31 protein-coding genes and 1 tRNA gene are annotated in these 21,785 nt (G+C 63.8%); 14 read left to right on the forward strand and 18 right to left on the reverse strand.

Going from position 1 to position 21,785, the window contains the following annotated elements:
* Positions 1-45: 45 nt before the first annotated feature.
* Positions 46-1,770, forward strand: coding sequence for a tape measure protein (locus AC07O0_RS13015; protein WP_494623587.1), 1,725 nt, complete (start codon positions 46-48; stop codon positions 1,768-1,770).
* The gene (locus tag AC07O0_RS13020; RefSeq protein ID WP_494623589.1) at positions 1,767-2,426 is read left to right on the forward strand and encodes a hypothetical protein; all 660 of its coding nucleotides are present in this window, start codon (positions 1,767-1,769) and stop codon (positions 2,424-2,426) included. The genes AC07O0_RS13015 and AC07O0_RS13020 overlap by 4 nt, the downstream gene beginning before the upstream one ends.
* Positions 2,427-2,432: 6 nt before the next feature.
* Here the strand turns inward: AC07O0_RS13020 and AC07O0_RS13025 are convergent, their stop codons facing one another.
* Positions 2,433-2,804, reverse strand: a complete 372-nt coding sequence (locus AC07O0_RS13025; protein ID WP_494623591.1) for a hypothetical protein — start codon at positions 2,802-2,804, stop codon at positions 2,433-2,435.
* 25 nt (positions 2,805-2,829) lie between these two features.
* On the reverse strand, positions 2,830-3,096 hold the full coding sequence (locus tag AC07O0_RS13030; RefSeq protein WP_494623593.1) for a DUF3892 domain-containing protein: 267 nt from the start codon (positions 3,094-3,096) through the stop codon (positions 2,830-2,832).
* Positions 3,097-3,407: 311 nt separating this feature from the next.
* Here AC07O0_RS13030 and AC07O0_RS13035 point away from each other — a divergent pair, with 311 nt between their 5' ends.
* Complete coding sequence (locus AC07O0_RS13035; RefSeq protein WP_494623595.1) at positions 3,408-3,890, forward strand: Panacea domain-containing protein; 483 nt, start codon at positions 3,408-3,410, stop codon at positions 3,888-3,890.
* 683 nt (positions 3,891-4,573) lie between these two features.
* Here the strand turns inward: AC07O0_RS13035 and AC07O0_RS13040 are convergent.
* The 5 genes from AC07O0_RS13040 to AC07O0_RS13060 all read right to left on the reverse strand — a co-directional run bounded on the left by AC07O0_RS13040 (position 4,574) and on the right by AC07O0_RS13060 (position 6,874).
* Positions 4,574-5,197, reverse strand: coding sequence for a hypothetical protein (locus AC07O0_RS13040; RefSeq protein WP_494623597.1), 624 nt, complete (start codon positions 5,195-5,197; stop codon positions 4,574-4,576).
* A 70-nt stretch (positions 5,198-5,267) separates the two neighbouring features.
* Positions 5,268-5,654 (reverse strand): hypothetical protein, encoded by a 387-nt coding sequence (locus tag AC07O0_RS13045; protein WP_494623599.1) that lies wholly within the window; start codon positions 5,652-5,654, stop codon positions 5,268-5,270.
* Positions 5,654-5,956, reverse strand: a complete 303-nt coding sequence (locus AC07O0_RS13050) for a helix-turn-helix domain-containing protein (protein ID WP_494623601.1) — start codon at positions 5,954-5,956, stop codon at positions 5,654-5,656. The genes AC07O0_RS13045 and AC07O0_RS13050 overlap by 1 nt, the downstream gene beginning before the upstream one ends.
* Before the next feature lie 253 nt (positions 5,957-6,209).
* The gene (locus AC07O0_RS13055) at positions 6,210-6,482 is read right to left on the reverse strand and encodes a helix-turn-helix transcriptional regulator (protein ID WP_494623603.1); all 273 of its coding nucleotides are present in this window, start codon (positions 6,480-6,482) and stop codon (positions 6,210-6,212) included.
* A 143-nt stretch (positions 6,483-6,625) separates the two neighbouring features.
* Positions 6,626-6,874 carry a helix-turn-helix domain-containing protein gene (locus tag AC07O0_RS13060; RefSeq protein ID WP_494623605.1) on the reverse strand — a complete coding sequence of 83 codons (249 nt, stop codon included), beginning with the start codon at positions 6,872-6,874 and terminating at the stop codon, positions 6,626-6,628.
* Positions 6,875-6,992: 118 nt separating this feature from the next.
* Between AC07O0_RS13060 and AC07O0_RS13065 the strand changes: the two genes are divergently transcribed.
* Complete coding sequence (locus tag AC07O0_RS13065; protein ID WP_494623607.1) at positions 6,993-7,493, forward strand: DUF669 domain-containing protein; 501 nt, start codon at positions 6,993-6,995, stop codon at positions 7,491-7,493.
* Here the strand turns inward: AC07O0_RS13065 and AC07O0_RS13070 are convergent.
* The gene (locus AC07O0_RS13070) at positions 7,483-7,881 is read right to left on the reverse strand and encodes a DUF1236 domain-containing protein (RefSeq protein WP_494623609.1); all 399 of its coding nucleotides are present in this window, start codon (positions 7,879-7,881) and stop codon (positions 7,483-7,485) included. The two genes, AC07O0_RS13065 and AC07O0_RS13070, sit on opposite strands and share 11 nt — an antisense overlap.
* A 213-nt stretch (positions 7,882-8,094) precedes the next feature.
* Positions 8,095-8,367 (reverse strand): hypothetical protein, encoded by a 273-nt coding sequence (locus AC07O0_RS13075; RefSeq protein WP_494623611.1) that lies wholly within the window; start codon positions 8,365-8,367, stop codon positions 8,095-8,097.
* Positions 8,368-8,520: 153 nt separating this feature from the next.
* On the opposite strand from AC07O0_RS13075, the gene AC07O0_RS13080 reads away from it, so the two are divergent.
* Positions 8,521-8,772 carry an XRE family transcriptional regulator gene (locus AC07O0_RS13080; protein WP_494623613.1) on the forward strand — a complete coding sequence of 84 codons (252 nt, stop codon included), beginning with the start codon at positions 8,521-8,523 and terminating at the stop codon, positions 8,770-8,772.
* Here AC07O0_RS13080 and AC07O0_RS13085 read toward each other — a convergent pair.
* Positions 8,769-9,272 (reverse strand): hypothetical protein, encoded by a 504-nt coding sequence (locus AC07O0_RS13085; protein WP_494623615.1) that lies wholly within the window; start codon positions 9,270-9,272, stop codon positions 8,769-8,771. The two genes, AC07O0_RS13080 and AC07O0_RS13085, sit on opposite strands and share 4 nt — an antisense overlap.
* A gap of 72 nt (positions 9,273-9,344) precedes the next feature.
* Between AC07O0_RS13085 and AC07O0_RS13090 the strand changes: the two genes are divergently transcribed.
* Positions 9,345-9,917 (forward strand): tyrosine-type recombinase/integrase, encoded by a 573-nt coding sequence (locus tag AC07O0_RS13090; protein WP_494624203.1) that lies wholly within the window; start codon positions 9,345-9,347, stop codon positions 9,915-9,917.
* Here AC07O0_RS13090 and AC07O0_RS13095 read toward each other — a convergent pair.
* Positions 9,877-9,951 (reverse strand) — tRNA-Glu (locus tag AC07O0_RS13095). The genes AC07O0_RS13090 and AC07O0_RS13095 overlap by 41 nt on opposite strands.
* A 118-nt stretch (positions 9,952-10,069) precedes the next feature.
* Positions 10,070-11,194, reverse strand: a complete 1,125-nt coding sequence (locus tag AC07O0_RS13100) for an alkene reductase (protein ID WP_494623617.1) — start codon at positions 11,192-11,194, stop codon at positions 10,070-10,072.
* Positions 11,195-11,373: 179 nt separating this feature from the next.
* On the opposite strand from AC07O0_RS13100, the gene AC07O0_RS13105 reads away from it, so the two are divergent.
* From AC07O0_RS13105 to AC07O0_RS13120, 4 genes are all read left to right on the forward strand, one after another.
* The gene (locus AC07O0_RS13105) at positions 11,374-12,174 is read left to right on the forward strand and encodes a ComF family protein (protein WP_494623619.1); all 801 of its coding nucleotides are present in this window, start codon (positions 11,374-11,376) and stop codon (positions 12,172-12,174) included.
* A gap of 45 nt (positions 12,175-12,219) precedes the next feature.
* Positions 12,220-12,480, forward strand: coding sequence for a glutaredoxin 3 (grxC, locus tag AC07O0_RS13110; RefSeq protein WP_494623621.1), 261 nt, complete (start codon positions 12,220-12,222; stop codon positions 12,478-12,480).
* A 12-nt stretch (positions 12,481-12,492) separates the two neighbouring features.
* Positions 12,493-13,353, forward strand: coding sequence for a carbon-nitrogen hydrolase family protein (locus AC07O0_RS13115; RefSeq protein WP_494623623.1), 861 nt, complete (start codon positions 12,493-12,495; stop codon positions 13,351-13,353).
* A 68-nt stretch (positions 13,354-13,421) separates the two neighbouring features.
* Positions 13,422-13,919, forward strand: a complete 498-nt coding sequence (locus AC07O0_RS13120) for a DUF1178 family protein (RefSeq protein WP_494623625.1) — start codon at positions 13,422-13,424, stop codon at positions 13,917-13,919.
* 14 nt (positions 13,920-13,933) lie between these two features.
* On the opposite strand, the gene AC07O0_RS13125 is transcribed toward AC07O0_RS13120, so the two are convergent.
* Positions 13,934-14,422, reverse strand: coding sequence for a hypothetical protein (locus tag AC07O0_RS13125; RefSeq protein WP_494623628.1), 489 nt, complete (start codon positions 14,420-14,422; stop codon positions 13,934-13,936).
* A gap of 91 nt (positions 14,423-14,513) precedes the next feature.
* Entirely contained in the window at positions 14,514-15,092 is a 579-nt protein-coding gene (locus AC07O0_RS13130; RefSeq protein ID WP_494623630.1) for a TetR/AcrR family transcriptional regulator, read from the reverse strand.
* A gap of 131 nt (positions 15,093-15,223) precedes the next feature.
* Between AC07O0_RS13130 and AC07O0_RS13135 the strand changes: the two genes are divergently transcribed.
* The 3 genes from AC07O0_RS13135 to AC07O0_RS13145 all read left to right on the forward strand — a co-directional run bounded on the left by AC07O0_RS13135 (position 15,224) and on the right by AC07O0_RS13145 (position 17,688).
* On the forward strand, positions 15,224-15,622 hold the full coding sequence (locus AC07O0_RS13135) for a MarR family winged helix-turn-helix transcriptional regulator (protein ID WP_494623632.1): 399 nt from the start codon (positions 15,224-15,226) through the stop codon (positions 15,620-15,622).
* Between the two features lie 69 nt (positions 15,623-15,691).
* The gene (locus AC07O0_RS13140) at positions 15,692-16,981 is read left to right on the forward strand and encodes an MFS transporter (protein WP_494624205.1); all 1,290 of its coding nucleotides are present in this window, start codon (positions 15,692-15,694) and stop codon (positions 16,979-16,981) included.
* Positions 16,982-16,995: 14 nt separating this feature from the next.
* Positions 16,996-17,688: an SDR family NAD(P)-dependent oxidoreductase gene (locus AC07O0_RS13145; protein WP_494623635.1), complete on the forward strand. Its 693-nt coding sequence runs from the start codon at positions 16,996-16,998 to the stop codon at positions 17,686-17,688.
* A 6-nt stretch (positions 17,689-17,694) separates the two neighbouring features.
* Here AC07O0_RS13145 and AC07O0_RS13150 read toward each other — a convergent pair whose 3' ends face one another.
* From AC07O0_RS13150 to AC07O0_RS13160, 3 genes are read right to left on the reverse strand one after another with little or no spacing between them, the layout of a single operon-like run.
* The gene (locus AC07O0_RS13150; protein ID WP_494623638.1) at positions 17,695-18,366 is read right to left on the reverse strand and encodes an RraA family protein; all 672 of its coding nucleotides are present in this window, start codon (positions 18,364-18,366) and stop codon (positions 17,695-17,697) included.
* 32 nt (positions 18,367-18,398) lie between these two features.
* Entirely contained in the window at positions 18,399-19,433 is a 1,035-nt protein-coding gene (locus AC07O0_RS13155) for an aminotransferase-like domain-containing protein (protein ID WP_494624208.1), read from the reverse strand.
* Positions 19,325-19,642, reverse strand: coding sequence for a hypothetical protein (locus AC07O0_RS13160; protein ID WP_494624230.1), 318 nt, complete (start codon positions 19,640-19,642; stop codon positions 19,325-19,327). The genes AC07O0_RS13155 and AC07O0_RS13160 overlap by 109 nt, the downstream gene beginning before the upstream one ends.
* Before the next feature lie 152 nt (positions 19,643-19,794).
* Between AC07O0_RS13160 and AC07O0_RS13165 the strand changes: the two genes are divergently transcribed.
* Positions 19,795-20,319: an Lrp/AsnC family transcriptional regulator gene (locus AC07O0_RS13165; RefSeq protein ID WP_494623640.1), complete on the forward strand. Its 525-nt coding sequence runs from the start codon at positions 19,795-19,797 to the stop codon at positions 20,317-20,319.
* 12 nt (positions 20,320-20,331) lie between these two features.
* Here AC07O0_RS13165 and AC07O0_RS13170 read toward each other — a convergent pair whose 3' ends face one another.
* Positions 20,332-21,669 carry a metal-dependent hydrolase family protein gene (locus tag AC07O0_RS13170; protein WP_494623643.1) on the reverse strand — a complete coding sequence of 446 codons (1,338 nt, stop codon included), beginning with the start codon at positions 21,667-21,669 and terminating at the stop codon, positions 20,332-20,334.
* Positions 21,670-21,785: the final 116 nt, after the last annotated feature.

Here is a 21,785-nt window from a genome sequence, read left to right on the forward strand (position 1 = left end):
TCTTAATCTGCTCGATGATTCTGCTCATCGCTGCAAGGTATTTTTATGGCAGTAGATATAGAAAAACTCAGCCTCTTGCTGGAAGTGCAGACCAACCGCTTCGAGCAGCAACTGAAGCGTCAGAATTCACAGGCGTACCGTCTGTTTAAACAGATGGAAGACCGCGCCAGTGCGATGGAAAAATCCATCGGCGCGTCTTTCTCCGCCCTCGGCAAGCGCGTGGCGGGTGCTTTCGCTGGCATTGCCGTCGGCTCCACCCTCAACGATATTCGCAAGACCGCCGACGAATACGCAAAGATCGTCAACACGTTGAAGGTCGCGGGCGTCCCTGATGCCCAGCGCGGCAATATTCTCGACGCACTGATGAAGTCGGCGCAAGACAACGCTGTACCGTTGGAAGCGCTGGCGTCGCTATACGGCCGCGTCAGCCAGGCTCAGACGACCCTCAACACCTCCAGCGGCGAGCTTCTAAAGTTCACCGACCTAGTCTCACAGGCCCTTCGAGTCGGCGGCACGTCGGCGACCGAAGCTCAGGGTGCCCTGCTGCAGCTTGGCCAGGCGCTCTCAGGCGGCAAGGTCCAGGCGGAAGAATACTCGAGTTTGCTCGATGGCGCGTATCCGCTGCTGCAGGCCGTTGCGGCGGGGCTCAGGGAAGCCGGAGGCGACGTCTCCAAGCTGACCGCCCTTGTCAAAGACGGAAAGGTCAGCTCGGAAGCTTTCTATCGGGCAGGCCTCGCTGGCGCGCAGGTGCTTCAGGATAAACTGGCCAGTGCCGTCACGACGACGGAACAGGCAACGCAGCGCCTGAAGAATGAATTCACCCTCGCTGTCGGCAAGTTCGACGAGGCGGTTGGACTGACACCCGCGCTTGTTTCGGGTTTGAACAATGTCGCCGGCAGCATGGCTGGAATTGGATCTGCGGCGACGTCGACCGTGCTGACGGTTGGAGCGCTCATCGACAAGCTTGGCGAGCTCGCGCGCGCGAATGCCGGCGTTCAGCGTCAGCAGGCCCTTTCCTATCAGGATGAGCGCGCCGCGCGCGTTGCAGCCGCCCGAGAGATGGGCACAGCGAACGCGGGCGGACGGGCGACAGTTGCCGCTGAGCAGGCTGCTGCGAACGAAGCCGCCGCCGCAGCAAACCGCAAGGCTCTGGCGGGCTTCCGCGCTAGTGAGGTCGAATTCGCGAACGCGCTGAAAACGACCACCCTGCCCGCGGCCCGCCCAAAGGGTCTTGGCAAGAAGGATGGCCCCACCGTCAGCCTGAACGACTTCAAAGTCCCTGGCGACAAGGACGGCAAAGGCGGCGGTGGGGGATCCAGCAAGGAGACGCTGGATGCATATGAGAAGGCCCTAGTCGCCAGCGAAAAGCGGCGCCAGGCGCTGCTGCTGGAGGCTGAGACCGAGGGCAAGGGCACTTTCGCGAAGGCCAAGGCTCGCGAAGCGCTAGAGCTAGAGACCGCCGCCAAACGCGCGAACATTCCGGTGACGGAAGCGATGCGCAAGAAGATCGACGAGGCCGCGACGGGTTATGCCAACGCCAAGGTCAAGGTCGAAGAGGTCCAGAAAGCCGTCGAAGGCTTCAACGACGCCAGCAAGTTCTTCGGCGAAGGCATCACCGACGCACTCGCCGACATGATTATCGACGGCGAGAAAGCTGCCGACACCATGAAAGCGCTGATCAAGCAGTTGGCAAAGGCGGCCCTTCAGGCGGCGATCGTCGGCTCGGGACCGGTCGGATCAATCTATGGAATCGAAAGGAGCGCCGCATGAGCGCCGTAAACATTATCAAGACTGACGAAGCAATTTATCTCTTCACCGACGGCGCGTCTTATTACGGCGACGGCACGCTCGGCGCTGTTGGGCAGAAGGTATCGTTACTTGCTCACCTGAATTGCGCCATCTCCTGCCGCGGCCCAAAGGGCTTTGCCGAGGAACTGGCGCAGGCGATCAACGACGCATATGGCTCATTCGACGAGCTCGTTGAGAGCTTCGCTCTTGCCGTTTCGAACTTCTACTTCGTCGGGCGCGATCGATATGCGCTGTGCGCCACCGGGCCAGAAATCGAGGTCTACCTGGCGGGCTGGTCGGAAGCGCGTGGGCCCGAGAGCTACGTCGTGACCTCGCACTCGCTGTACGGGCCGGCTTGGGAACTCCAGCCACTCGGGCCCCTGGCCATCGCGCCGTTCGATGCGGATCTTGAAGCGCGGTGCGCGGCGCTGGAGCCCGGCGAGGACGTCATCAGCACGGGCGTTACTCTCATGGAAGAGCAGCGGAATGTACGCGGCGCGCATGCTGGCGTCGGGGCTTCTGTGGCCGGCGTTGGCGGGTTCTGCCAGGTCACCATCATCCGGCCACAGTCGGTCCAGACCGCCGTCGTCAGGCGATGGGAGGATCAGCTGGGCGAGGTGCTGGGGGAAGCGGCTTAGTGATGGCTATCCATCCTTCACAGATGCGCGCGAATCGAACTCCGCAACTAGAGCCTCAATGCGATCGGCAGCGGTTCGAAGAGCTGGAGCAATTTGTCGAGCGGCTTCAGCTTCAACTGTTCGATATGGAGCGTCGTCTTTCCCGAGCACAATCTCGGTCCACGGAAGATAAAACGAGGTTTTAATCCCGGTTGTTGAGCGAGCTATGCTAATGTTGAATTCGACTTCGAAGTGGCTGGGAGCGCCCGGCTGAGCATGATTGTGTGTAGTTACGTTGCCTTCACGAACAGTTGACGCAGGCACCGGCTCAACCTCGCGCCTAAACGCGATCCTGCCATTACCGAGTGCTGCAGCGAATTCATCCTTATCGTCACTCATTCCCTCTGCACCCCTTCTAATTGGCTTACGGGCATTCAGGCAACGACAGCAGATTGTCGTTCCATTTTCCGTCAGCATAGGTCCGCAGATACTTCCCATTCGGCCCGTCTACGACGCCGATGTTCCCTCGGTTCCCCTTCACCAACGTGTAGAAGGTGTGTTCCTTCCGTTCGATCCAGTCGATTACAGACTGTCTCGTCCACTTGCCGGTGGAGTTTCCAAGGTGCGTGATGCCCTCGTAGGGATTATTTCTCGGTGTCTTGTTGATGCATGTGACATGGACGTCAGCCATTTGATTTGCCCCGATTGCCGCTGCGTAAACGGATCACGCGACGGTTGCGCTGTCCAGCCCAGCAGCGCGCATAGGATGAGTTGCTGACACCTTTTGTTCACGTCGAGGTGTAACTATATGTGTGTGATCTCGGCCATTCGGCGCGCGGTGCGCCGGGTGGCTATTGGCGTTGTCCACAGGTACAGTCCGAATCGGATTGATCCTTGGATGCGTCTAAACCGTTCTTTTGTGCCCGTCGGTGGCCGCGAAAAACTCGCAAACCGGTACGATGGGAGAGGTGTGTCTGGTGACTGAAACGAACGGAGGAGGTTATGGCTAACCACTCTGCGACAGCCATCGCAAATGCGTTCCTGCGGCGCAGGGGAAACTCGTTTCCACCTGCGCAAATGCAGTTGCAGAAACTTGTCTATATCGCGCACGGCTGGAATCTGGCCGTGAACGAGGAGCCCTTAGTCCGGGAGCGGCCCGAGGCTTGGGATAATGGCCCGGTGTATCGATCGCTATGGGACCATATCCGGGACTACGGTTTCGCCAAGTCAGACCAATTGCTTCATAGGCCGCGGACAGATGACCCGATTGAGGAGGAACTGACTCCCGCCGAAGAGGCCATCATAGATCACGTTTGGAGTAAGTACGGTACATATTCAGGCATTGATCTTTCCAAGATGACTCATCAGCCTGGAACACCTTGGTCTTTGGCCTATGAACGCGGCCGGAATACGTCGCTTCGCAACGACGAGATTCAGGAGCACTACGTCCAGTTGGCTTTGGCTGGCCGTGAGCACCAAACCTGACATAACACTTCAGGATATAGACAATGCCCCGTCGTCTCTACCGGAGGCGACGGGAGCCGTCGCGCGAGTGGAATATGACGCTCTCTTAGACAGATTCACGAAAGTCTCTGAAGATAAAGTCAATCTACAAGCCGAAATGGAATCATTGAAAAAGAAAGTAAATACAACGATTATATTAGATGACTTGATAAAGCCGTACGCTGACAAAACGTTTATGTTTATGTGTATTTATTGTGCTTTTGTGGGATTATTAATTCTAATGCACGCAGGCGGAGCCTTTCAGGCACCGCTTGGGGAATCTGTCCTTCAGATCCTCGTAGGAAGCACCGCAGTCACTGTCATTGGCTTAGTGGGTATGGTTCTCACAGGAATCTTTATCGGGGCACGCAAAAACGGGTCGTAGGGATACACTCACCGCCTAGTGACCACCATCGTCCGTCAGCCACCGCGCAACCACCTTCGCGAGATCTTCGGCCTCCTCCGGCGACCACAAGCGAGCCACGTCGCGGCGGAGCGGATTCGGATCGCTCGGAATCTGCAGCGATCAGCGGCGTCGCGAAAGCGATAGACGCGCAGTGGGAACCGGAGCTGCATCGCTCCATGCTCCTGATATGTTCTAATTTGTCGAGTCGGGATGCGGCTGGCCCGGCCGCGTCAGCTCGGTAGATTGCAGAACCGCTGCGCTACCTTGCGCCACTCAATAGCTGACGCGAGTGAACCGGAGGCTTGGGTGCGGCCTTCGACGGCCTGGACCATTCCGCGCGCGGCTCTACGGGGAGCCCACCGCCAGACATTATGCCGGGAGCACATAAGCCTGGGGCCATATTGGCGTTCGAAATTTTGAACTCTTTTTCAGCCTCGGCGCATGTCACCCACTTGTCACCCTTGCCCAAGGCGTAATCGAGCCAATTAAAGAACAGACGATAGGACGCCAGGATTGAGACCGAGCCCTCGGCGCGGTTGCCGTCGCTGTTCTGCGCCTTCTGCTCGATTCGAATTGTCGCCTTGGTCCCTTCGGGCGTGGGGACGGCCTTGAATTCATAAATGTCGGTTCCGACAGCTGAAGCTATCACTATGTAGACAAGCCACTGTCTGCGGGCTGTGAAGCCGTCAGATGTGTGGGCGAAGGTCACGTCGCCTGGATCGGCCGACGTAAGCACTGCCTCCGCGGCTCGGATAACCTGCTCAGGATCTCGGTCCCTGTATACGCGCTGCGTCTCTGCAAGCCACTGGTCGCGCGTTTCAAGCTGCTGCGAAGCGCAGCCAGCCAATGCAACGGCCATCGCCGCCGCCATCAACTTATTCATTATGGTTGCCCCATTCCCCAGGTAATGGTGCACGCTCTGGTTGGTTCAGTCCAGCCCGCCGCTCGACGAATCAGCCCCCTACGTTGCATTTCCTCAAGAGGACTACGACCTCCTCCATCGGCCGCCCTTCTGCCACCGCTTGGAGGTAATCGGATACGGCCAGAGCGTTCCTGACGATCCCTGTGAGCTCAGGCGCCGGTGGCGCGTCTCTCAGTGGTAATGTCCAATGTATGCGATGATCGGGATGGGTTACGCGATAACGCCGCTGGACCACTTTCGCGTCGTAATCATCCTCAGAACGGATCCACAGGAAGGTGTCACCAACGTTTGGCAGGACGCCGCCGAAGTGTTCTAGGCTGAACACATCGGCACCCGTGACGACCCCGCCATGATGAGCGGTGACCAGCCGGACGCGGACAGAGTGATCCACGACAGGCTCCTCAATCGGCTTGTTCATTATCGCTTCTTCCCTCTTGCCAGCAGCTTGGCAGCGCGCTCCTGCAGCGCTCTCTTACGCAAGCTCTCGAATGCTTTTTCTGCCCCTCGCAGCGGAATGGAATTCTGCAGGCTGACCTCGGGATGAGCGCGCATCGCCTCCCACATTTGCCGGACGTCAGCGTCGTTGAAGCGAATGTCCCGGCCGAACCTTGCGCCGATGCCGTGGCGCTTGGCGGCACGGGCGACAGCGCTCTTGCTAACGCGAAGGTACGCGGCGGCTTCGTCGAGGTCGAAAATCCTTCCAAGTGGGCCGTCGGTCATGGCTTGGGCCTCCGGCGCGGTGACTCGTACCTGCCCGTGACGATGCTGGGATCATGCGCCTGCTGCTCGGCGGGGCTCGCCAGGCGCGCTTCAACCGTTGGCCAGTGCCATCTGATGATCTGGCCTCGGTTGACCTGAGCTCGCGGGACGAAGCCAGTGCGAACCCACTGGTCAAACGTGTCGACGCTGATCTCCAACAGCTTCGCTGCCGTGTGGCGGCTTACGAAGACGGGGCGGAGATCGGTTTCACCCTTCACGAGCGCACCAACGCCGCGGCATCCCGTTCAGCCCGTTCGCGGACCCACTTGTCGAAGGCATCTTCTTTCGGCGCTACGGCAGGCCGGATACCCGCCGCGTTGTCGAGAACCAAGTCTATCGCTCGCCGGTCAAACTTGCGGGTTGCGCGGTAAGGCGCCGGCATATCGCCTGACGCCACCCACTTGGTGAATGTGGGCGCGCTGACGCCGCAATAATCTGCCGCCTGCTGCTTTGTAAGCAGCCGCGGCCCGTTGTCATCTTCGGACATGGACTCGCCTCAAGTTCAGGCAGAGTCATGGCGCGAATCTTACTGCGAGTCCATAGGGTGATTCATAAAACTATTGGTTGACAACCAGTGGCGCGCAACCATTTGTCAAACCGTAGGAGTCTGACAATTCAAATTAGGAATCGCTATACTTTTGACGTCTGACGCTGCGCCCGCAATTTCACGACTCCTTCGCCACGCTCGTCGTCGATGAATTCGACGCCAGCGGCTTGGAGGGCTTGGGCGAGTATGCGGAGCGTCGCGCTTTGGGGCGCCGACTTGCCGCTCTCGAAATTCCGGATCGTCGCGTTTCCGATCTCTGCAGCTTCGGCAAGCTGTTGCTGCGTCCACTCTAGGAGGGCGCGCGCGGCGCGGCATTGGGCTGGGCTTATCATTTTTCCAGCGGTAGCCGACTTCGGCGCTCTACGCTAGGGCTAGCGAATATCGCTTGACATGCTGTTCGTATATATTTATCGCTATGGTTAGCGAAAAACGCTAATTCGGAGCAACGCCATGGCCAGCATCACCGGCACCCACAAGCCCAACGCCAAACCGTCTTCCGGCTACACCCCGCTTCCTATCGGCGACTACGCGCTGGAAATCGTCGAGACGGATTACGACGTCAACGCCAAGGGCAACGGCATGGTGCTTAAGTGCAAGGCACAGATCGTTGGCGGTGCGTACGAAAGCCGCCCGTTCTATATCAACTACAACCTAGAACATGCTGATCCGCAGACCATGGAAATCGGCCAGCGCGACTTCGCAGGACTGCGCCGGGCTACGGGTGTGCTCAATCCTGACGACACCGAGCAGCTGCACTTCATCCCGTTCCGCGTGAAGATCGGCGTGCAAGAGCGCACCGGCGCGAACATCATCAAGGAGTACTTGTTCGACGAAGCGGCGCCAGCGGCGAAACCCCGCAACCGCCGGCCTGCCGGGGCACCCGCCAAGGGCGGGCCCGGGCCCGCCCATTCGCTAGCGCCATCGCATGCCCAGCTCGAAGTCAGTCGATGACTTGAACGATGCGCCGGGTTCGCGGCTCGACGAGAACGGTGCGACCATTCACGACGGTGTAGTTGTAACCCTGAGCGCCGTATTCCCTTGGCACCTCGCGATAGACGATGCCTCCCTCGTCCGGCAGGACTGTGCCGACCGCCATTGGCTCGGCATAGGTGTAGGACGGGACGCGCTGCTCCACCACATAGGTGCGGAAGCGCGGCGTATCGTCGATCATTACGCCGCCGGCAGGATCCCGTTTCAGGGGAGCCTCCACCGTTCCGACGCCGAGCGCCGGATCGCGCGTTGAGCCGCCAGTTGGATCGCGGACGACCACCCCGGAATTCTGAGCGAACGCCACGCTGGGCAAAATCACTAACGCCAATGCGAATGCGAGTTTCTTCATGACCGAACTCCCGATTGCGTGCTTGATGCAGCAACCAAGATGCGGCGATGAGGTTCCGGCAAAAGAGAAACGGGGGTGCGGAAACGCCCGGAGCGGAAGGCACCCGGGGCGGCCCGAAGCAAAAGCCTTGGTCCATAGCCGCGTGACGCCGGGCCTTTGAAGGGGCTGGGGGGCTAGTCATTGGCCCGGCGCCGCCGCCGCATCGACAGCGTCCTAAATGTTTGAAGGGCTCGTGGCGGGATTGTGGCGATCGGCCGAAGCCCCTTGCGCTGCGATATCACGCTCTGGCGCGATCGAAGCCCAACTGTCGTCGTGCGCGAGATATCGAGCAACCGCGATCTCCAAGGCTGCGCGCTCCCGTGCGGCAGCGGAGTTGCGGGCGGCTGGATCCAGCATACGGATCCGCTTTAGCGCTGCTCGAAACTCGCCTGCTGTGGTGATGTGAACTTGAGGGGTTTCAGGACGAATGACCACTTTATCTTGCATGGTGAGCCTCCTCCGCTCAGCAAGACGTTTCCCCAGCCAATCGCCGATTCAAAAAATTCAAATCGCGGCAAAATTCGGGCAGAGCCCGCTCATTTCTTGATGATCGGCTCCGTTGAGCCGTATTTATATAGCCAACATTGAGGGGAGCCTCGAATGCAAGCAGCCAACGACAACAGACGCAGCCACGGCTTCATGCCGCGCGGGCTCTCGCGCGTACAGGCCGCGTTCTACTTCGGCATTTCGCCTTCGCTGTTCGACGATCTTGTACAAGAGGGCCGCGCGCCCTCCCCTCGGACGATCAACACCCGCACGATTTGGGACGTTCGGGATCTGGACGCGGCGTTTGACAGCTTGCCGTATCGGAACACTGTGTCTGACGCGAACCCGTGGGATGATGCCGCTTAATGCCACGCCCGAACCCGCCCCGGCTCAGCAAAGACGTCGACCGGCACGGCAATGCGCGGTGGTACGTTCGCGTGCCTGGCCAGCCAAAGGTCCGCCTGACGCAGGAATACGGCTCGGATGCGTTCTGGAGTGCGTATCGCGACGCGCTCGCCGGCAAGCCGCTCGACAAGAAGGCCGCACCGGAGAAGGCCGAAAAAGGCAGCTTCCGAGAACTCTGCCAGAAATACTACGCCAGCCCTGAATTCAAACTGCTGGACCTTAGTACGAGGGCGTGGCGAACCCGCGCCCTCGATCTCGTGTGCAAGACGAAAGGCAGCCTGCCTGTCGATCGAATGGAGACCAAGCACGTCCGCCGGCTGCGGGATGAGCTTGAGAAGGCTGCCGCCAATCAACGCTTGAAGGCACTCAAAGCGCTCTTCGGTTGGGCAGTTGAAGCCGAAGAGGTATCGGCCAATCCGGCTCGAGACGTGAAACTCATCAGGTACAAGACCGACGGACATCACTCATGGACTGTCGAAGAAGTCCTGCGTTTTGAAAAGCGCTGGCCGGTGGGCACTAAACCACGGCTTGCAATGGTGCTGATTTACTATTCGGCTGGGCGTCGCGAGGATGCTGTACGCCTCGGCCCGGCACATATCCAGAATGGCCGACTTCGTTTTCAGCAGGCAAAGAACGAGCATCGCTCGCCGGTCGACATCGACATTCCTGCCGATCCTCACCTTTTGGAAGCTATCGCGGCGGGCCCCTGCGGCAAAGAGACATTTCTTGAGACGCAGTACGGCGAGTCGTTCACACCAAATGGTTTCGGCAACTGGTTCCGTGAGCAATGCGTCGCCGCGGGTGTGCCTGGACGTGCTCACGGCTTGCGCAAGGCCATTGCTGCACGGCTCGCTGAGAGCCAGGCGACTCCGCACGAGGTGATGTCCGTCACAGGGCACAAGACGCTGGAGGAGGTTGAGCGCTACGCCCGCGCCGCCCGTAAGCCGCGGATGGCAGACTCAGCGATGATGAAGCTTCAAGCTGGATCGATAATTGTCCCACCGGATTCCGAGGTGGGACAAGAAGAGGAAAAAAGCCTTATAAAACAGGCTCATTTGGCGCGAATGGCGCTCCCATGGGGAATCGAACCCCAGTTTTCGCCGTGAGAGGGCGACGTCCTGACCGCTAGACGATGGGAGCAGCGCGGCAAGGCCGTCCGTATAATCGGCACCGCCTCGCGCCGCAAGCCCTTCCGTGCAGTCGACGAAGAAAAACCTGCGGACGGGTGAAACCTGTCCGCAGGGCGGCCATTCGCGCCCTACTCCGCCGCTTGCACGCCCTCGCCCGGCGCCAGCACCGGATAGTCGGTATAGCCCCTGGCATCGCCGCCATAGAAGGTCGCGACATCCGGCGTGTTGAGCGGGGCGTCGAGCTTGAGCCGCTCCGGCAGGTCGGGATTGGCGATGAAGAGCCGGCCGAAGGCGATGAGGTCGGCCTCGTCCTTCTCGATCGTCTCGACCGCGAGCTCGCGATTGAAGCCGTTATTGGCGATGTAGGCGCCGCGGAAGGCCTTGCGCAGAGCCTGGTAGTCGAAGGGCAGATAGTCGCGCGCATCGCGCGTCGCACCCTCGACGACATGGATGAAGGCGATGCCACGCTTGTCGAGCTCGCCGACGAGATGGCCGAACAGCGCCTGCGGATCGGTATCGCGGGAGTCATTGGCCGGGCTCACCGGCGAGATGCGGATGCCGACGCGCTCCTTCGGGAACACCTTGGTCACCGCATCCACCACCTCCAGCGTCAGGCGCACCCGGTTCGCGATCGAGCCGCCATAGACGTCCTGGCGCTGGTTGGAGCCGTCGCGCAGGAACTGGTCGAGCAGGTAGCCATGGGCGCCGTGCAGTTCGATGCCATCGAAGCCCGCGGCCTTGGCGTTCTCCGTAGCCCGGACGAAGTCTGCGATGATGCCAGGAATCTCGTCGAGCGCCAGCGCGCGCGGCTCCGAGACCTCGGCGAAACCGCTCTCGATATAGGTCTTGGTCTTGGCGAGCACGGCCGAGGGCGCGACCGGCGCCTGCTTGCCCGGCTGCAGCGAGACATGGCTCACCCGCCCGACATGCCAGAGCTGCGCGACGATCCGCCCGCCCGCGTCATGCACGGCGTCCGTCACCGCCTTCCAGCCGGCGACCTGGGCGTCGCGATAGATGCCGGGCGTCCAGATATAGCCCTGGCCCTGCTGCGAAATCTGCGTCGCCTCGGTGATGATCAACCCGGCGCCGGCGCGCTGGCGGTAGTACTCGACATTGAGCGCGTTCGGCGCATCATCATGCTTGTTGGCGCGGTTGCGGGTCAAAGGCGCCATCACGACGCGATTCTTCAGTTCGAGATCACCAAGGCGGAACGACGTGAACAGCTTGGGTGAGGCGGCAGAGGCATGACTCATCGTGGCGATCCTTGTCGCGAAGCGGCCGCAAGGCCGCAGGAGGCATCCATGGCGCCAGTCACCGTCATGCGGGCCGGAGCCGTCGCAAGGAACATAGGCGACATGGCAGGAATTGGCAGGGGCAGTCCTGCCAGGTCCGCAAGAAAGCAAAGACGCTCTCTTTGCGGATGGCACCGAGCATGAGCCTTTCCGAAAACCTGGCGGAGACGAAAAAAACGCCCTCCGCACGCGGTTTCCTCTGGGGAAATGGCTGGCTGCGCCGAAGCATCTCGGGCGCCGTCGGGCTCGTCTACCCGCCTTCATGCGTCGGCTGCCGGGCTGCCACGAGCGAGGCGCAGGGCCTGTGCGCGCAGTGCTGGAGCGGGCTTGGCTTGATCGACCGGCCCTATTGCGAGCGGCTCGGCACGCCGTTCGAGGTCGATCTCGGCCCTGGGCTGATCTCCCCGGCCGCGATCGCCGACCCGCCGGTCTTCGCAAGGGCTCGCGCCGCCTGCCGCTTCGACGGCACGGCGCGCGAGCTGGTGCACCGGCTGAAATATGGCGACCGGACCGAGCTGTCGCTGATGCTCGGGCGGATGATGGCGCAGGCCGGCCGGGAATTGATTGCCGATGCCGATCTCGTCGTGCCCGTGCCCTTGCATCGCTTCCGCCTGTGGACTCGGCGTTTCAACCAGGCGGCGGCGCTGGCTGCGGCGATAGCCCGGCAATCGGGTCGGCCTTTCGCACCGCAGGCGCTCGCCCGCGTCAAACGCACGAAGCAGCAGGTCGGGCTGACCAAGGCGCAGCGCGCCGGCAATCTCCAGGGCGCCTTCAAGGTCTTGCCGGCGATGCGCCCGCTCGTCGAGGGCCGGCGCGTCCTGCTCGTCGACGACGTGCTGACCACCGGCTCGACCGTCAATGCCGCCTCGCGTGCGCTGCTGCGCGGCGGGGCGAGCGCGGTCGACGTGCTGACCTTCGCCCGGGTCGTGACGGAAGCGTGACGGCTCCCTATATTGCCAGGCGAACTCGTCTTTCAGGATAAGCCGATGCCGCAGGTTACGATCTACACCACGGGCTGGTGTCCGTATTGCCAGGCCGCCAAGGGACTGCTGACCAGGAAGGGCGTCGCCTTCGAGGAGATCGACGTCGATGGCAAGCGGGAGCTGCGCCAGGAGATGACGGCGAAGGCCGGCGGGCGCACCAGCGTGCCGCAGATCTTCATCGGCGAGCGCCATGTCGGCGGCTCGGACGATCTGCACGCGCTCGATGCGCGCGGCGAGCTCGACCCGTTGCTGAAGGCAGCCTGAGGAGACATCGCGATGACCGCGCCACGCTTCACCGCCGCCTGCGTCCAGATGCGTTCGACGCGCGATCCGCAGCGCAATCGCGACGATGCGGTCCGCCTGATCCGCCAAGCGGCAGCGGCCGGCGCGAACTTCGTCCAGACGCCGGAGGTCACCAATCTCTGCGAACGCGACACCAAGCGCCTGCGCGAGATCAGCCAGAGCGAGGGTGAGCACGAGGTGCTGGCCGGGCTGCGGCAGGCGGCGCGCGAGGCGAAAATCTGGCTGCAGATCGGCTCGCTCTCGGTCAGGGCCGGCGAGAAGATCGCAAACCGCGCCTATATGATCGATCCCGCCGGCGAGATCGCCGCGCGCTACGACAAGGTCCACCTCTTCGACGTCGATCTCCCCAATGGCGAGACCTGGCGCGAATCCAACACGTTTTCCGGTGGCGACCGGGCGACGCTGGTCGAGACGCCCTGGGGGCTGATCGGCCTATCGATCTGCTACGATGTCCGCTTCCCCTATCTCTACCGCGCCGAGGCCGAGGCCGGCGCCTTCATGCTGACCGCGCCGGCCTGCTTCACCCGCCAGACCGGCGAGGCGCATTGGCAGGTGCTGCAGCGGGCCCGCGCCATCGAGAACGGCGCCTTCATGGTCTCGGCTGCGCAGGGCGGCCTGCACGAGGACGGCCGCGAGAGCTATGGCCACTCGATCATCGTCGATCCCTGGGGCCGCGTGCTCGCGGAGGCCGGCAACGAGCCCGGGCTGATCATGGCCGAGATCGATCTTGCTTTGGTCGCGGACGCCCGCCAACGCATCCCGACCTTGCGCCACACCCGCTCCTTCGCAGTCGACATCCGCAAGGGCGAACCGCAGCTCGACGCAGCCGAGTGAGCGCGAAACTTGTCGCGGACCGGCCGCGCCCCTATCTGCAGCCGTTCCGGCAGGCCCTTTGAGTTGACATGATCCGTTACACCCTGATCTGCGACAACGCCCATGAGTTCGAGAGCTGGTTCGCGAGTTCCGGCAGCTTCGACGATCAGGCCAAGCGCGGTTTCGTCACCTGCCCGATCTGCGACAGCGCCAAGGTCGAGCGCGCCGTGATGGCCCCGGCCGTGGCCCGGACCGATCGCGGCCCGCGGCCGGCCGAACCTGCGCCTGAGGCTCCGGCACCATCGCCCGTCCCCGCTCCCTCCCCTGCTCCCGCCATCCAGCCGGCCGCACTGATGGGCGAGAAGGAGATGGCGTTCCGCGCCATGCTGACCGCGCTCCACGAGCATGTCGCCGCAAATGCCGAGCCCGTCGGCAAGCGCTTCGCCGAGGAGGCCTTGAAGATCCATCACGGCGAGAGCGAGAACCGCGCCATCTATGGCGAGGCCTCCGCTGAGGACGCCCAGATGCTGCATGAGGAAGGCGTCGAGTTCCTGCCGCTGCCGCGCCTCCCGGAAGGGCGGAACTAGCGCCCGCGCCTGCGCTAACTGGCAGCGGTCCCGTTCTGCCTACGCAGGTAGACGATCTGGATCGTCAGGCCGACGATCAAAAGGGCGAGGAGGCTCGCCTGCGCGCCCAGGAGGAGCGGCGAGTTCAACTCGGTGACGAAGGGATGGCCGTCCGGCACGCGGCGCAGGATTTCGGTGACAGTCGGCAACATCAGCAGAAACGCGCTGAGGCTCAGGCAGACCGTTTCAATGTAAGTGCCAGCACGCCCCAGACTGCGAACCTGGCCGGCGCCATAGCCCGCAAGCAACAGCACGATCGTGATCGCGCCGATGACGTAGCCGGCCGGCTGATGCGTGACGACGAAAACCGTCGCGCTACCGATCAGCATCGAGGCAAAGTAGACCACGCCCGCCTTCGACCAGGGTATGATGCGGCCGTGCCGGGCGAACATATACGCAGCTGCCGGAATGGCAGGCAAAGCACCGAGCGTGTGCACCCAGCCTAGTGGCGAAATTCCGAACATTGGACAGTCCTTCCTGCTCAGGCAAAGCTCATCTACCTACTAGTCGGTAGACGAATGCGCGTTATCGCTCCGCTCTCGTCGGAGCTTAATCTCAGATCGTAAGTCGGTGCAGCAGCGGGTGGAGCACGGTGCCGAACACCTTGGCATCACCATGCGCGCGCGCCGACAGCATGGCCCCATGGATGGCGGCCATGAACATCTCAGCCTCGGCATCAGCCGTTGCGGCCAGTCGCAAGCTGCCCTCCTCGGCGCCATGCGTCATGACCCGGCTCAGCCAGGCCGACAGCATTCGAAAATGAGCGCGCACCTCTGTCCCGACCTCTTCGGGCAGGACCGGAATCTGGCTCGCGAGCAGGGCGCAGATGCAGAACGGGGCGGTCGAGTCGGCGATGCAGCTTTCCCAGAAGCCGGCATAAGCACGCAACTGCCCAGCGGGATCGGGAATATCCCGTTCCAGCGCCGCGAGCCCCGCTTCGGCCTCGTCCCGATACCGCGCGACGAGAGTGCGGACCAGCTCGGCCTTGCTGGGAAAATGATAGTGGATGCTGGCGTTGCGGATACCGATCACCTTGGCGATATCGGCATAGCTGAAGCCATGGTACCCGCCCGCGACGATCAGCGTACGTGCACAAATCAGGATATCATCGGACCTGTTGGCAATATTGGACATAAAGCATCTACCTTCTAGTAGGTAGAATATCGAAAGCTGCGGCGATTGCAAGCTCGGCAGAAGCCCCGAGTTTCACTTGGAGATGGCTATGGGCTTGCAATCAGCGTCACACGGGCATATACCCGCAACCCATGTCGGTTCCCTGCATCTGCACGACCCTGCGCTCGGCCTCGCGCCGGATGATCGCCTTCTATGACGAGACGATCGCTCCGGTCGGGGTCAACATCGCGCAGTTCAGCCTGATGCGCTCGATCGCCCGGGTCGAACCGGTGACCCTGACCGCGCTCGGCCGCCGCGTCGAGCTCGACCGCTCGACCATCGGCCGCAATGTCCGCGTGCTCGAGAAGATGGGCCTCGTCGCGCTCGGCCGTGGCGAAGACCAACGTGAAGCCACGGTCGCGTTGACCGATGCCGGCCACAAGGTTCTGGAAGACGGCGCTCCCCTCTGGGACGGCGCACAGAAGTCGCTCGACGACCGCCTCGGTGTCGAATTCATGCGCCAGTTGCACACCGCACTCGATTCACTCTGATTTTCTCATGCATATGCGGGCATATACCCGCAAAAGGAGCCAATGATGCCGACGGATCTCGCAGAACCAATTCAACCGGTCGGCCTCGCCGCCACCTTCGCCCGCCGCGGCATCCATTATGGCTGGGCCGTCGCGGCTGTGACCTTCCTGACCATGCTGGTCACCGCCGGCTCCGTCGGTGCGCCCGGCGTCTTGATCCTGCCGCTGCAGAAGGAATTCGGCTGGGCGACCTCCGAGATCTCCTCGGCGCTGGCGATCCGGTTGCTGCTGTTCGGCCTCATGGCGCCCTTCGCCGCCGCCTTCATGAACCGCTTCGGCGTCCGCCCCGTCGCGATGGTCGCACTCAGCCTGATCGCTGCGAGCATCATCGGCTCCTTCTTCATGACGCAGCTCTGGCAGCTGGTGCTGCTCTGGGGGATCGTGCTCGGCTTCGGCACCGGGCTCACCGCCATGGTGCTCGGCGCCACCATCGCGACGCGCTGGTTCGTGCAGCGCCGCGGCCTCGTCGTCGGCCTGCTCACCGCCAGCACCGCAACTGGCCAGCTCGTCTTCCTGCCCTTGCTCGCGGCCCTGACCGAGCAGGTCGGCTGGCGCGCCGCCATGACCTTCGTGCTCGGCATGATCGCTCTCGCGGCAATCGGCATCCTCGCTTTGATGCGCGACCGGCCGGCCGATGTCGGCCTTGCGCCCTATGGTGGCACGCAGATCGTGCCGGCCCCGGCGCAGCCAGCCAGCCTCGGGGCGATGCTCGCCTCCCCGATCGTCGCGCTGCGCGACGCCGCGAAGACCAGCACCTTCTGGATCCTGTTCGGCACCTTCTTCGTCTGCGGCGCCAGCACCAACGGGCTGGTCCAGACCCATTTCGTCGCGCTCTGCGGCGATTACGGCATGGCGGCGGTGACGGCGGCGAGCGTGCTCGCGGTGATCGGCATCTTCGACTTCCTCGGCACGGTCGGCTCCGGCTGGCTTTCGGACCGCTATGACAGCCGCTGGCTGCTGTTTTGGTATTACGGCCTGCGCGGGCTCTCGCTGCTCTTCCTGCCCTTCACCGACTTCTCCTTCTACGGCCTCTCGATCTTCGCGATCTTTTACGGGCTCGACTGGGTCGCGACCGTGCCGCCGACGATCAAGATCGCTGCCGACCGCTTCGGTGAGAAGGCCACGCTGGTCTTCGGCTGGGTCTTCACCGGCCACCAGCTCGGCGCCGCCTTCGCCGCTTATGGCGCCGGCTTCAGCCGCACCGTCTATGACAGCTACCTGCCGGCCTTCTTCATCGCCGGCGCGCTCTGCCTCTTCGCCGCCGGCTTCTGCATCATGATGCGCGGCGGCGAGGCCAAGCCCGTGCCCGCCGCCGCCTGAACGGAGACCTCATTATGACCTCCCTGCCCTATCGCAGCGCCCTGATCGTCGGCGCCGGCTCCGGCATCAGCGCCTCGCTCGCCCGCGCCCTGGCGGCGCAAGGCGTCAAGGTCGGGCTCGCCGCCCGCAACACCGAGAAGCTCGCCACACTCGCAGCCGAGACGGGCGCCGCGACCTTCCAGGTCGATGCCTCCGATCCGGCCGCCGTCGCAAGCCTGTTCGAGGCGGCGGGCGACGGGATCGGCGAGCCCGATGTCGTCATCTACAACGCCAGCGGCCGGTTGCGCGGGCCGATTGCCGAGCTCGATCCGGCTGGGGTCGCGCAGGCGCTCGCGGTCACCGCCTATGGCGCCTTCCTGGTGACGCAGCAGGCTGCGCGGCGGATGCTGCCACATGGCCGCGGCGCGATCCTGCTGACGGGCGCGACCGCCGGCATCAAGGGCTTCGCGCTGTCGCCGCCCTTCGCCATGGGCAAGTTCGCCTTGCGCGGCCTCGCCCAGAGCGCCGCGCGCGAGCTCGGGCCGAAGGGCATCCATGTCGCGCATTTCGTCATCGACGGCGCCGTGCGCAGCACCCGTCATCCGGATACGGACGACAACACGCTCGACCCGGACGCCATCGCCCAGAGCTATCTCGACGTACTCCGGCAGCCGCGCAGCGCCTGGTCGCTCGAGGTCGAGCTCCGGCCCTGGGTCGAGCGCTTCTGACCTCGGTCAGAGCTTCTCCATCGGCGGCACCTTGAAGGTCTCGACCGTAGAGGCGCCGCCGGCGAGCAGCACCTCCCATTCGGCCTCGGCTTTCACCCGCGCCAGGCACGGCGCGAGCTTGGCCTCGACTAGCCCATGCGGCACGAAGACGAGCCCGTCATCGTCGCCGACGACGAGATCGTGCGGGGATACCGCGACGCCGCCGAAGACGATCGACCCGTTGACGACGCCGCGCTCCATCGAGGACGGGCCGCGCGGCATGACCCAGCGCGAGAAGAAGACGAAGTCCGGCCATTGCGAAACCGGCCCGACATCGCGCACCGCGCCGTCGACGACGACGCCGGCAATGCCCTTGCGCCGCGCCGCCCCGCCGAGCAGGTCGCCGATCATCGCCGCATCCTTGCGCCCGCCGGCCGCGACCACGATGACGTCGCCGCGCTCGGCGACGCTGATCGCATGATGCACCGGCCCGTAATCGGCCGGCTCGCACCAGGCGGTGATCGCCTGGCCAACCAGACGCTTGCCCGGCGCGAAGGGACGGATCGGCCGGATCGCCGGATCGGCATGGCCGATGCCGCCGAGCTGGTCGGCGATCACCGAGCTCGGCACCGCCTGCCAGGCATCGATCAGGGCTTGCGACAGGCGCGGATGGGCGGGCGCGGCGAGACGGGTCGGCATAGGCGTTTCCTCGGTTCTTATGGCTTGTTGGTTCAGGCCGCCCGACCGGGCTGCTCGGCGAGAAGACGGCGCACCGCCCGCTCCAGCCGGCGCACGCCCTCGACCAGCACCTCCGGACGCGAGCGGGTGAAATTGACCCGCATCGCGCTCTTCAGCGTCCCCGAGGGATCGAACACGCTCGACGGCACGAAGGCGACGTTCTCGGCCAGCGCATGGGTGTAGAGCGCATCGGTGTCGATCGCCTCGTCCTTCGCCCGCATCCAGACGAACATGCCGCCCGGCGGCACCTCCCACTCGAACCAGTCGGAGAGGTGCTCGGCCGCAGCCGCGCAGAGTGCATCGCGCCGCTCGCGATAGGTCGCGACGATCTTCGGGATATGCTGCGCCTCGAAATCGCTCTCGATCATCTCCAGCGCGATCGCCTGCGTCAGCAGGCTGGAGGCGATATCGGTCGACTGCTTGGCCAGCGCCAGCGTCGCGATCAGTGAGGCCTCGGCGACGACCCAGCCGACGCGCAGGCCGGGCGCCAGGCTCTTCGACAGCGTGCCCAGATAGATCACCGGCCCGGCATAGGCGCCGTTCGGATGGCGCTGCGCGTGATGGGCGAGGAGGCTCGGCCCGGTCGGCCCGTCGAACTGCAGCGGCAGATAGGGATCGTCCTCGAGCAGCCAGGTCCCGGCCGCCTCGACCTTGTCGAGCAGGGCGGCGCGCTGATCCTGCGGCACCAGCACGCCGGTCGGGTTGGAATAGTTCGGCACGGCGTAGACGAACTTGGCCTGGCGCAACGCCGCATCATGCCCCGGCGCCTGCAGGCTCCAGTCGAGCTTCTCATAGCGCGGCATGCGCGGGCGCCAGGCGTCGAGCGCGCCGAGATAGGTCGGGAATTGCGAGAGGATCATCTCGCCGGGATCGACCAGCGCCTTGCCGACGAGATCGAGCCCCTGCATCGCGCCCGTCGTCAGCAGCACGTTCTCGGGCCCGAAGCGGCGTCCGGTCGCCGCGCTGAAACGCTCGGCGATCGCAGCCCGTAGTGCCGGCAGGCCTTCGATCGCGCCGTATTCGAGGATCTGCGTGCCCAGCGCGTCAGCGCCCGCTCCTGCGCCGCGGCGATCGCCTCGACCGGGTAGATCTCGCTCGCGGGCAGGCCGCCGGCGAGGCTGACGACATCGAGCCGCCCGCCGATCGCCATGAACTGCTGGGTGATGCTGTTGCCGGTCGAGAGCCAATGGGCCAGAGCCGGCCGCTCTCCCGGCTGCCGCATATCAGAAGTCACCATGACGCCTGCACCATCTTCCTTCGAGCGAAACCATCGCCCTCACGCGAAGATGTAACACGTCAAGCACGAGACATCCGTGCAATGATCGATCGCTTTACATGATCGGCGCGTTTTATCACCTTTAGACGAAATTTACGGAGTGAAATTCGCTCATGATCGAACTGGATCGCATCGACCAGAAGATCCTGGCCGAGCTGCAGCAGAATGGCCGCGTCTCCAATCTCGAACTGGCCGAGGCGGTCGGCCTTTCGCCGACGCCCTGTGCCCGCCGCATCAAGCGGCTGGAGGAAGCCGGCGTCATCGAGGGCTATGCGGCGAAGATCAGCCCGACGGCGCTCGGCTTCAGCATCTGCGTGATGGTCAGCGTCAAGCTCGCCAAGCAGAGCCCGGACGCCGCCGAGCAGTTCATGACCGCGATCCGCGCCCAGCCCGAGATCACCGAATGCCTGCTGGTCACCGGCAATGTCGACTATCTCCTGCGCGTCTGGGTCAAGGACATCGAGGCGCTGCGCAGCTTCATCAGGGAAGCCCTGCAGGCCATCCCCTGCGTCGCCGAGACCTCGACCATGGTCATCCTGGAGACGCAGAGCTCGAACCGGCTGCTGAGCGTCCCCGGCCAGACTCCGAGCCGGAAGGCGCAGCCTGCCCGGCCCGCACGCGAGGCGGACCGGGGTTGATGCTGCTCGCGCCTACTTCGCCGCGACCTTGGCCGGCGCCGCCTTGTGGACGCGGCCATTGCTCATCACAAACAGCACGCGCTGCAATTCAGTGATGTCCTTGGTCGGATCGGAGGCGACCGCGATCACATCGGCGGCCTTGCCGGGCTCGAGCGTGCCGATCTGCTTGGAGAGGTCGAGCAGGTCGGCGGCATCGACGGTGCCCATCCGGATCGCGATATCAGCGGGTATGCCGGCCTTGACCATCAGCGCGAACTCCTCGGCATTGTTGCCGTGCTCGCTGACGCCGGTATCGGTGCCGAAGGCGATCTTGACGCCGCCGCGATAGGCGCGCCCGAGCATGTCGAGCATCAGCGGGCCGACCTGCCGCGCCTTGTCGCGCACCGCCGGCGGCAGGAAGCCCTCCTCGTCCGCCATCTTCACCACAGTCGCGCCGGCGAGCACGGTCGGGACGAGATAGGCGCCGCTCTTCTTGAACAGGGCGATCGACTCGTCATTGAGATAGGTGCCGTGCTCGATCGAGTCGACGCCGGCCCGCAGCGCCGCATTGACGCCATCGGCGCCATGGGCGTGCACCGCCACCTTGCGCCCCATGGCATGGGCGGCCTCGACGATGCCCTCGAGCTCGTCGTCGAACATCTGCTTGCCGGTACCGGCCGCCGTATTGCTTAGCACGCCCCCGGTCGCCGTGATCTTGATCACGTCGGCGCCGCGCTTGATCTGGTTGCGCGCCGCATGGCGGCATTGCTCGCGGCCATTGCAGATGTTCTCGCCGAGCTCCGGGAAGACGTCGGGCGCGAAGCCGTTGATGTCGGAATGGCCGCCGGTCGCCGAGATCGACTGTCCGGCCGCGACGATCCGCGGCCCGGGCACCTGCCCCCGGCGGATCGCATCGCGCAAGGCGAGCGCCGGCGCCCCACGCGAACCGAGATCGCGCACCGTGGTGAAGCCGGCATCGAGCGTGCGCCTGGCGTAGACGACGCCGTCGAGCGCGACGTTCTCGCCGGTCTTCTTGACGCGCTGGAGTTCGGTGTCGCGCGCCCGCTCCGAGGTGATGTGGACGTGGGAGTCGATCAGGCCCGGCAGCACATAGCGGTCGCTGAGATCGACCACCGTCACCGACTGCGCCGGGGCGCCGATGCTGTCCGCCGCGACGAAGCCGTCCTTCAGCTCCTGGATCAGGCTGTTCTTGACGATGATACTGGTCTTGGCCCGGGCCGGTGTGCCGGGGACGGCGAGCACCGAGCCTGCATGAATGATCGTCCAGCGGTCGCCCGCCGGCGCTTGCGCCAGGGCCGCCGGCGCCAGGACCGCGGTGAACGCGGCGGCGAGCATGATCGCTTTCGACATCGGTTTCCTCCATTGCAGCGACGTCATCGCCACGCGCCACCCTGCCTGTCGGCAGGGCGTATTGCGTCGAATGCGTCGCTTGATCGTTGCGCAAGGTTATCCCTGCGGCTGGCGAC

This window comes from Allobosea sp. GW821-FHT10B12, assembly GCF_059415545.1.

Coding starts and splice junctions, on each gene's coding strand:
- AC07O0_RS13120 (WP_494623625.1), top strand. CDS start 13,422: ATGATCCGTTACACCCTGATCTGCGACAACGCCCATGAGTTCGAGAGC.
- AC07O0_RS13080 (WP_494623613.1), top strand. CDS start 8,521: ATGCAAGCAGCCAACGACAACAGACGCAGCCACGGCTTCATGCCGCGC.
- AC07O0_RS13170 (WP_494623643.1), bottom strand. CDS start 21,669: ATGTCGAAAGCGATCATGCTCGCCGCCGCGTTCACCGCGGTCCTGGCG.
- AC07O0_RS13130 (WP_494623630.1), bottom strand. CDS start 15,092: ATGTCCAATATTGCCAACAGGTCCGATGATATCCTGATTTGTGCACGT.
- AC07O0_RS13060 (WP_494623605.1), bottom strand. CDS start 6,874: ATGATAAGCCCAGCCCAATGCCGCGCCGCGCGCGCCCTCCTAGAGTGG.
- AC07O0_RS13070 (WP_494623609.1), bottom strand. CDS start 7,881: ATGAAGAAACTCGCATTCGCATTGGCGTTAGTGATTTTGCCCAGCGTG.
- AC07O0_RS13150 (WP_494623638.1), bottom strand. CDS start 18,366: ATGCCGACCCGTCTCGCCGCGCCCGCCCATCCGCGCCTGTCGCAAGCC.
- AC07O0_RS13015 (WP_494623587.1), top strand. CDS start 46: ATGGCAGTAGATATAGAAAAACTCAGCCTCTTGCTGGAAGTGCAGACC.
- AC07O0_RS13100 (WP_494623617.1), bottom strand. CDS start 11,194: ATGAGTCATGCCTCTGCCGCCTCACCCAAGCTGTTCACGTCGTTCCGC.
- AC07O0_RS13125 (WP_494623628.1), bottom strand. CDS start 14,422: ATGTTCGGAATTTCGCCACTAGGCTGGGTGCACACGCTCGGTGCTTTG.
- AC07O0_RS13160 (WP_494624230.1), bottom strand. CDS start 19,642: ATGGTGACTTCTGATATGCGGCAGCCGGGAGAGCGGCCGGCTCTGGCC.
- AC07O0_RS13075 (WP_494623611.1), bottom strand. CDS start 8,367: ATGCAAGATAAAGTGGTCATTCGTCCTGAAACCCCTCAAGTTCACATC.
- AC07O0_RS13065 (WP_494623607.1), top strand. CDS start 6,993: ATGGCCAGCATCACCGGCACCCACAAGCCCAACGCCAAACCGTCTTCC.
- AC07O0_RS13050 (WP_494623601.1), bottom strand. CDS start 5,956: ATGACCGACGGCCCACTTGGAAGGATTTTCGACCTCGACGAAGCCGCC.
- grxC (WP_494623621.1), top strand. CDS start 12,220: ATGCCGCAGGTTACGATCTACACCACGGGCTGGTGTCCGTATTGCCAG.
- AC07O0_RS13090 (WP_494624203.1), top strand. CDS start 9,345: ATGGTGCTGATTTACTATTCGGCTGGGCGTCGCGAGGATGCTGTACGC.
- AC07O0_RS13025 (WP_494623591.1), bottom strand. CDS start 2,804: ATGAGTGACGATAAGGATGAATTCGCTGCAGCACTCGGTAATGGCAGG.
- AC07O0_RS13105 (WP_494623619.1), top strand. CDS start 11,374: ATGAGCCTTTCCGAAAACCTGGCGGAGACGAAAAAAACGCCCTCCGCA.
- AC07O0_RS13135 (WP_494623632.1), top strand. CDS start 15,224: ATGTCGGTTCCCTGCATCTGCACGACCCTGCGCTCGGCCTCGCGCCGG.
- AC07O0_RS13040 (WP_494623597.1), bottom strand. CDS start 5,197: ATGAATAAGTTGATGGCGGCGGCGATGGCCGTTGCATTGGCTGGCTGC.
- AC07O0_RS13020 (WP_494623589.1), top strand. CDS start 1,767: ATGAGCGCCGTAAACATTATCAAGACTGACGAAGCAATTTATCTCTTC.
- AC07O0_RS13055 (WP_494623603.1), bottom strand. CDS start 6,482: ATGTCCGAAGATGACAACGGGCCGCGGCTGCTTACAAAGCAGCAGGCG.
- AC07O0_RS13145 (WP_494623635.1), top strand. CDS start 16,996: ATGACCTCCCTGCCCTATCGCAGCGCCCTGATCGTCGGCGCCGGCTCC.
- AC07O0_RS13115 (WP_494623623.1), top strand. CDS start 12,493: ATGACCGCGCCACGCTTCACCGCCGCCTGCGTCCAGATGCGTTCGACG.
- AC07O0_RS13165 (WP_494623640.1), top strand. CDS start 19,795: ATGATCGAACTGGATCGCATCGACCAGAAGATCCTGGCCGAGCTGCAG.
- AC07O0_RS13035 (WP_494623595.1), top strand. CDS start 3,408: ATGGCTAACCACTCTGCGACAGCCATCGCAAATGCGTTCCTGCGGCGC.
- AC07O0_RS13045 (WP_494623599.1), bottom strand. CDS start 5,654: ATGAACAAGCCGATTGAGGAGCCTGTCGTGGATCACTCTGTCCGCGTC.
- AC07O0_RS13030 (WP_494623593.1), bottom strand. CDS start 3,096: ATGGCTGACGTCCATGTCACATGCATCAACAAGACACCGAGAAATAAT.
- AC07O0_RS13085 (WP_494623615.1), bottom strand. CDS start 9,272: ATGTCCGTCGGTCTTGTACCTGATGAGTTTCACGTCTCGAGCCGGATT.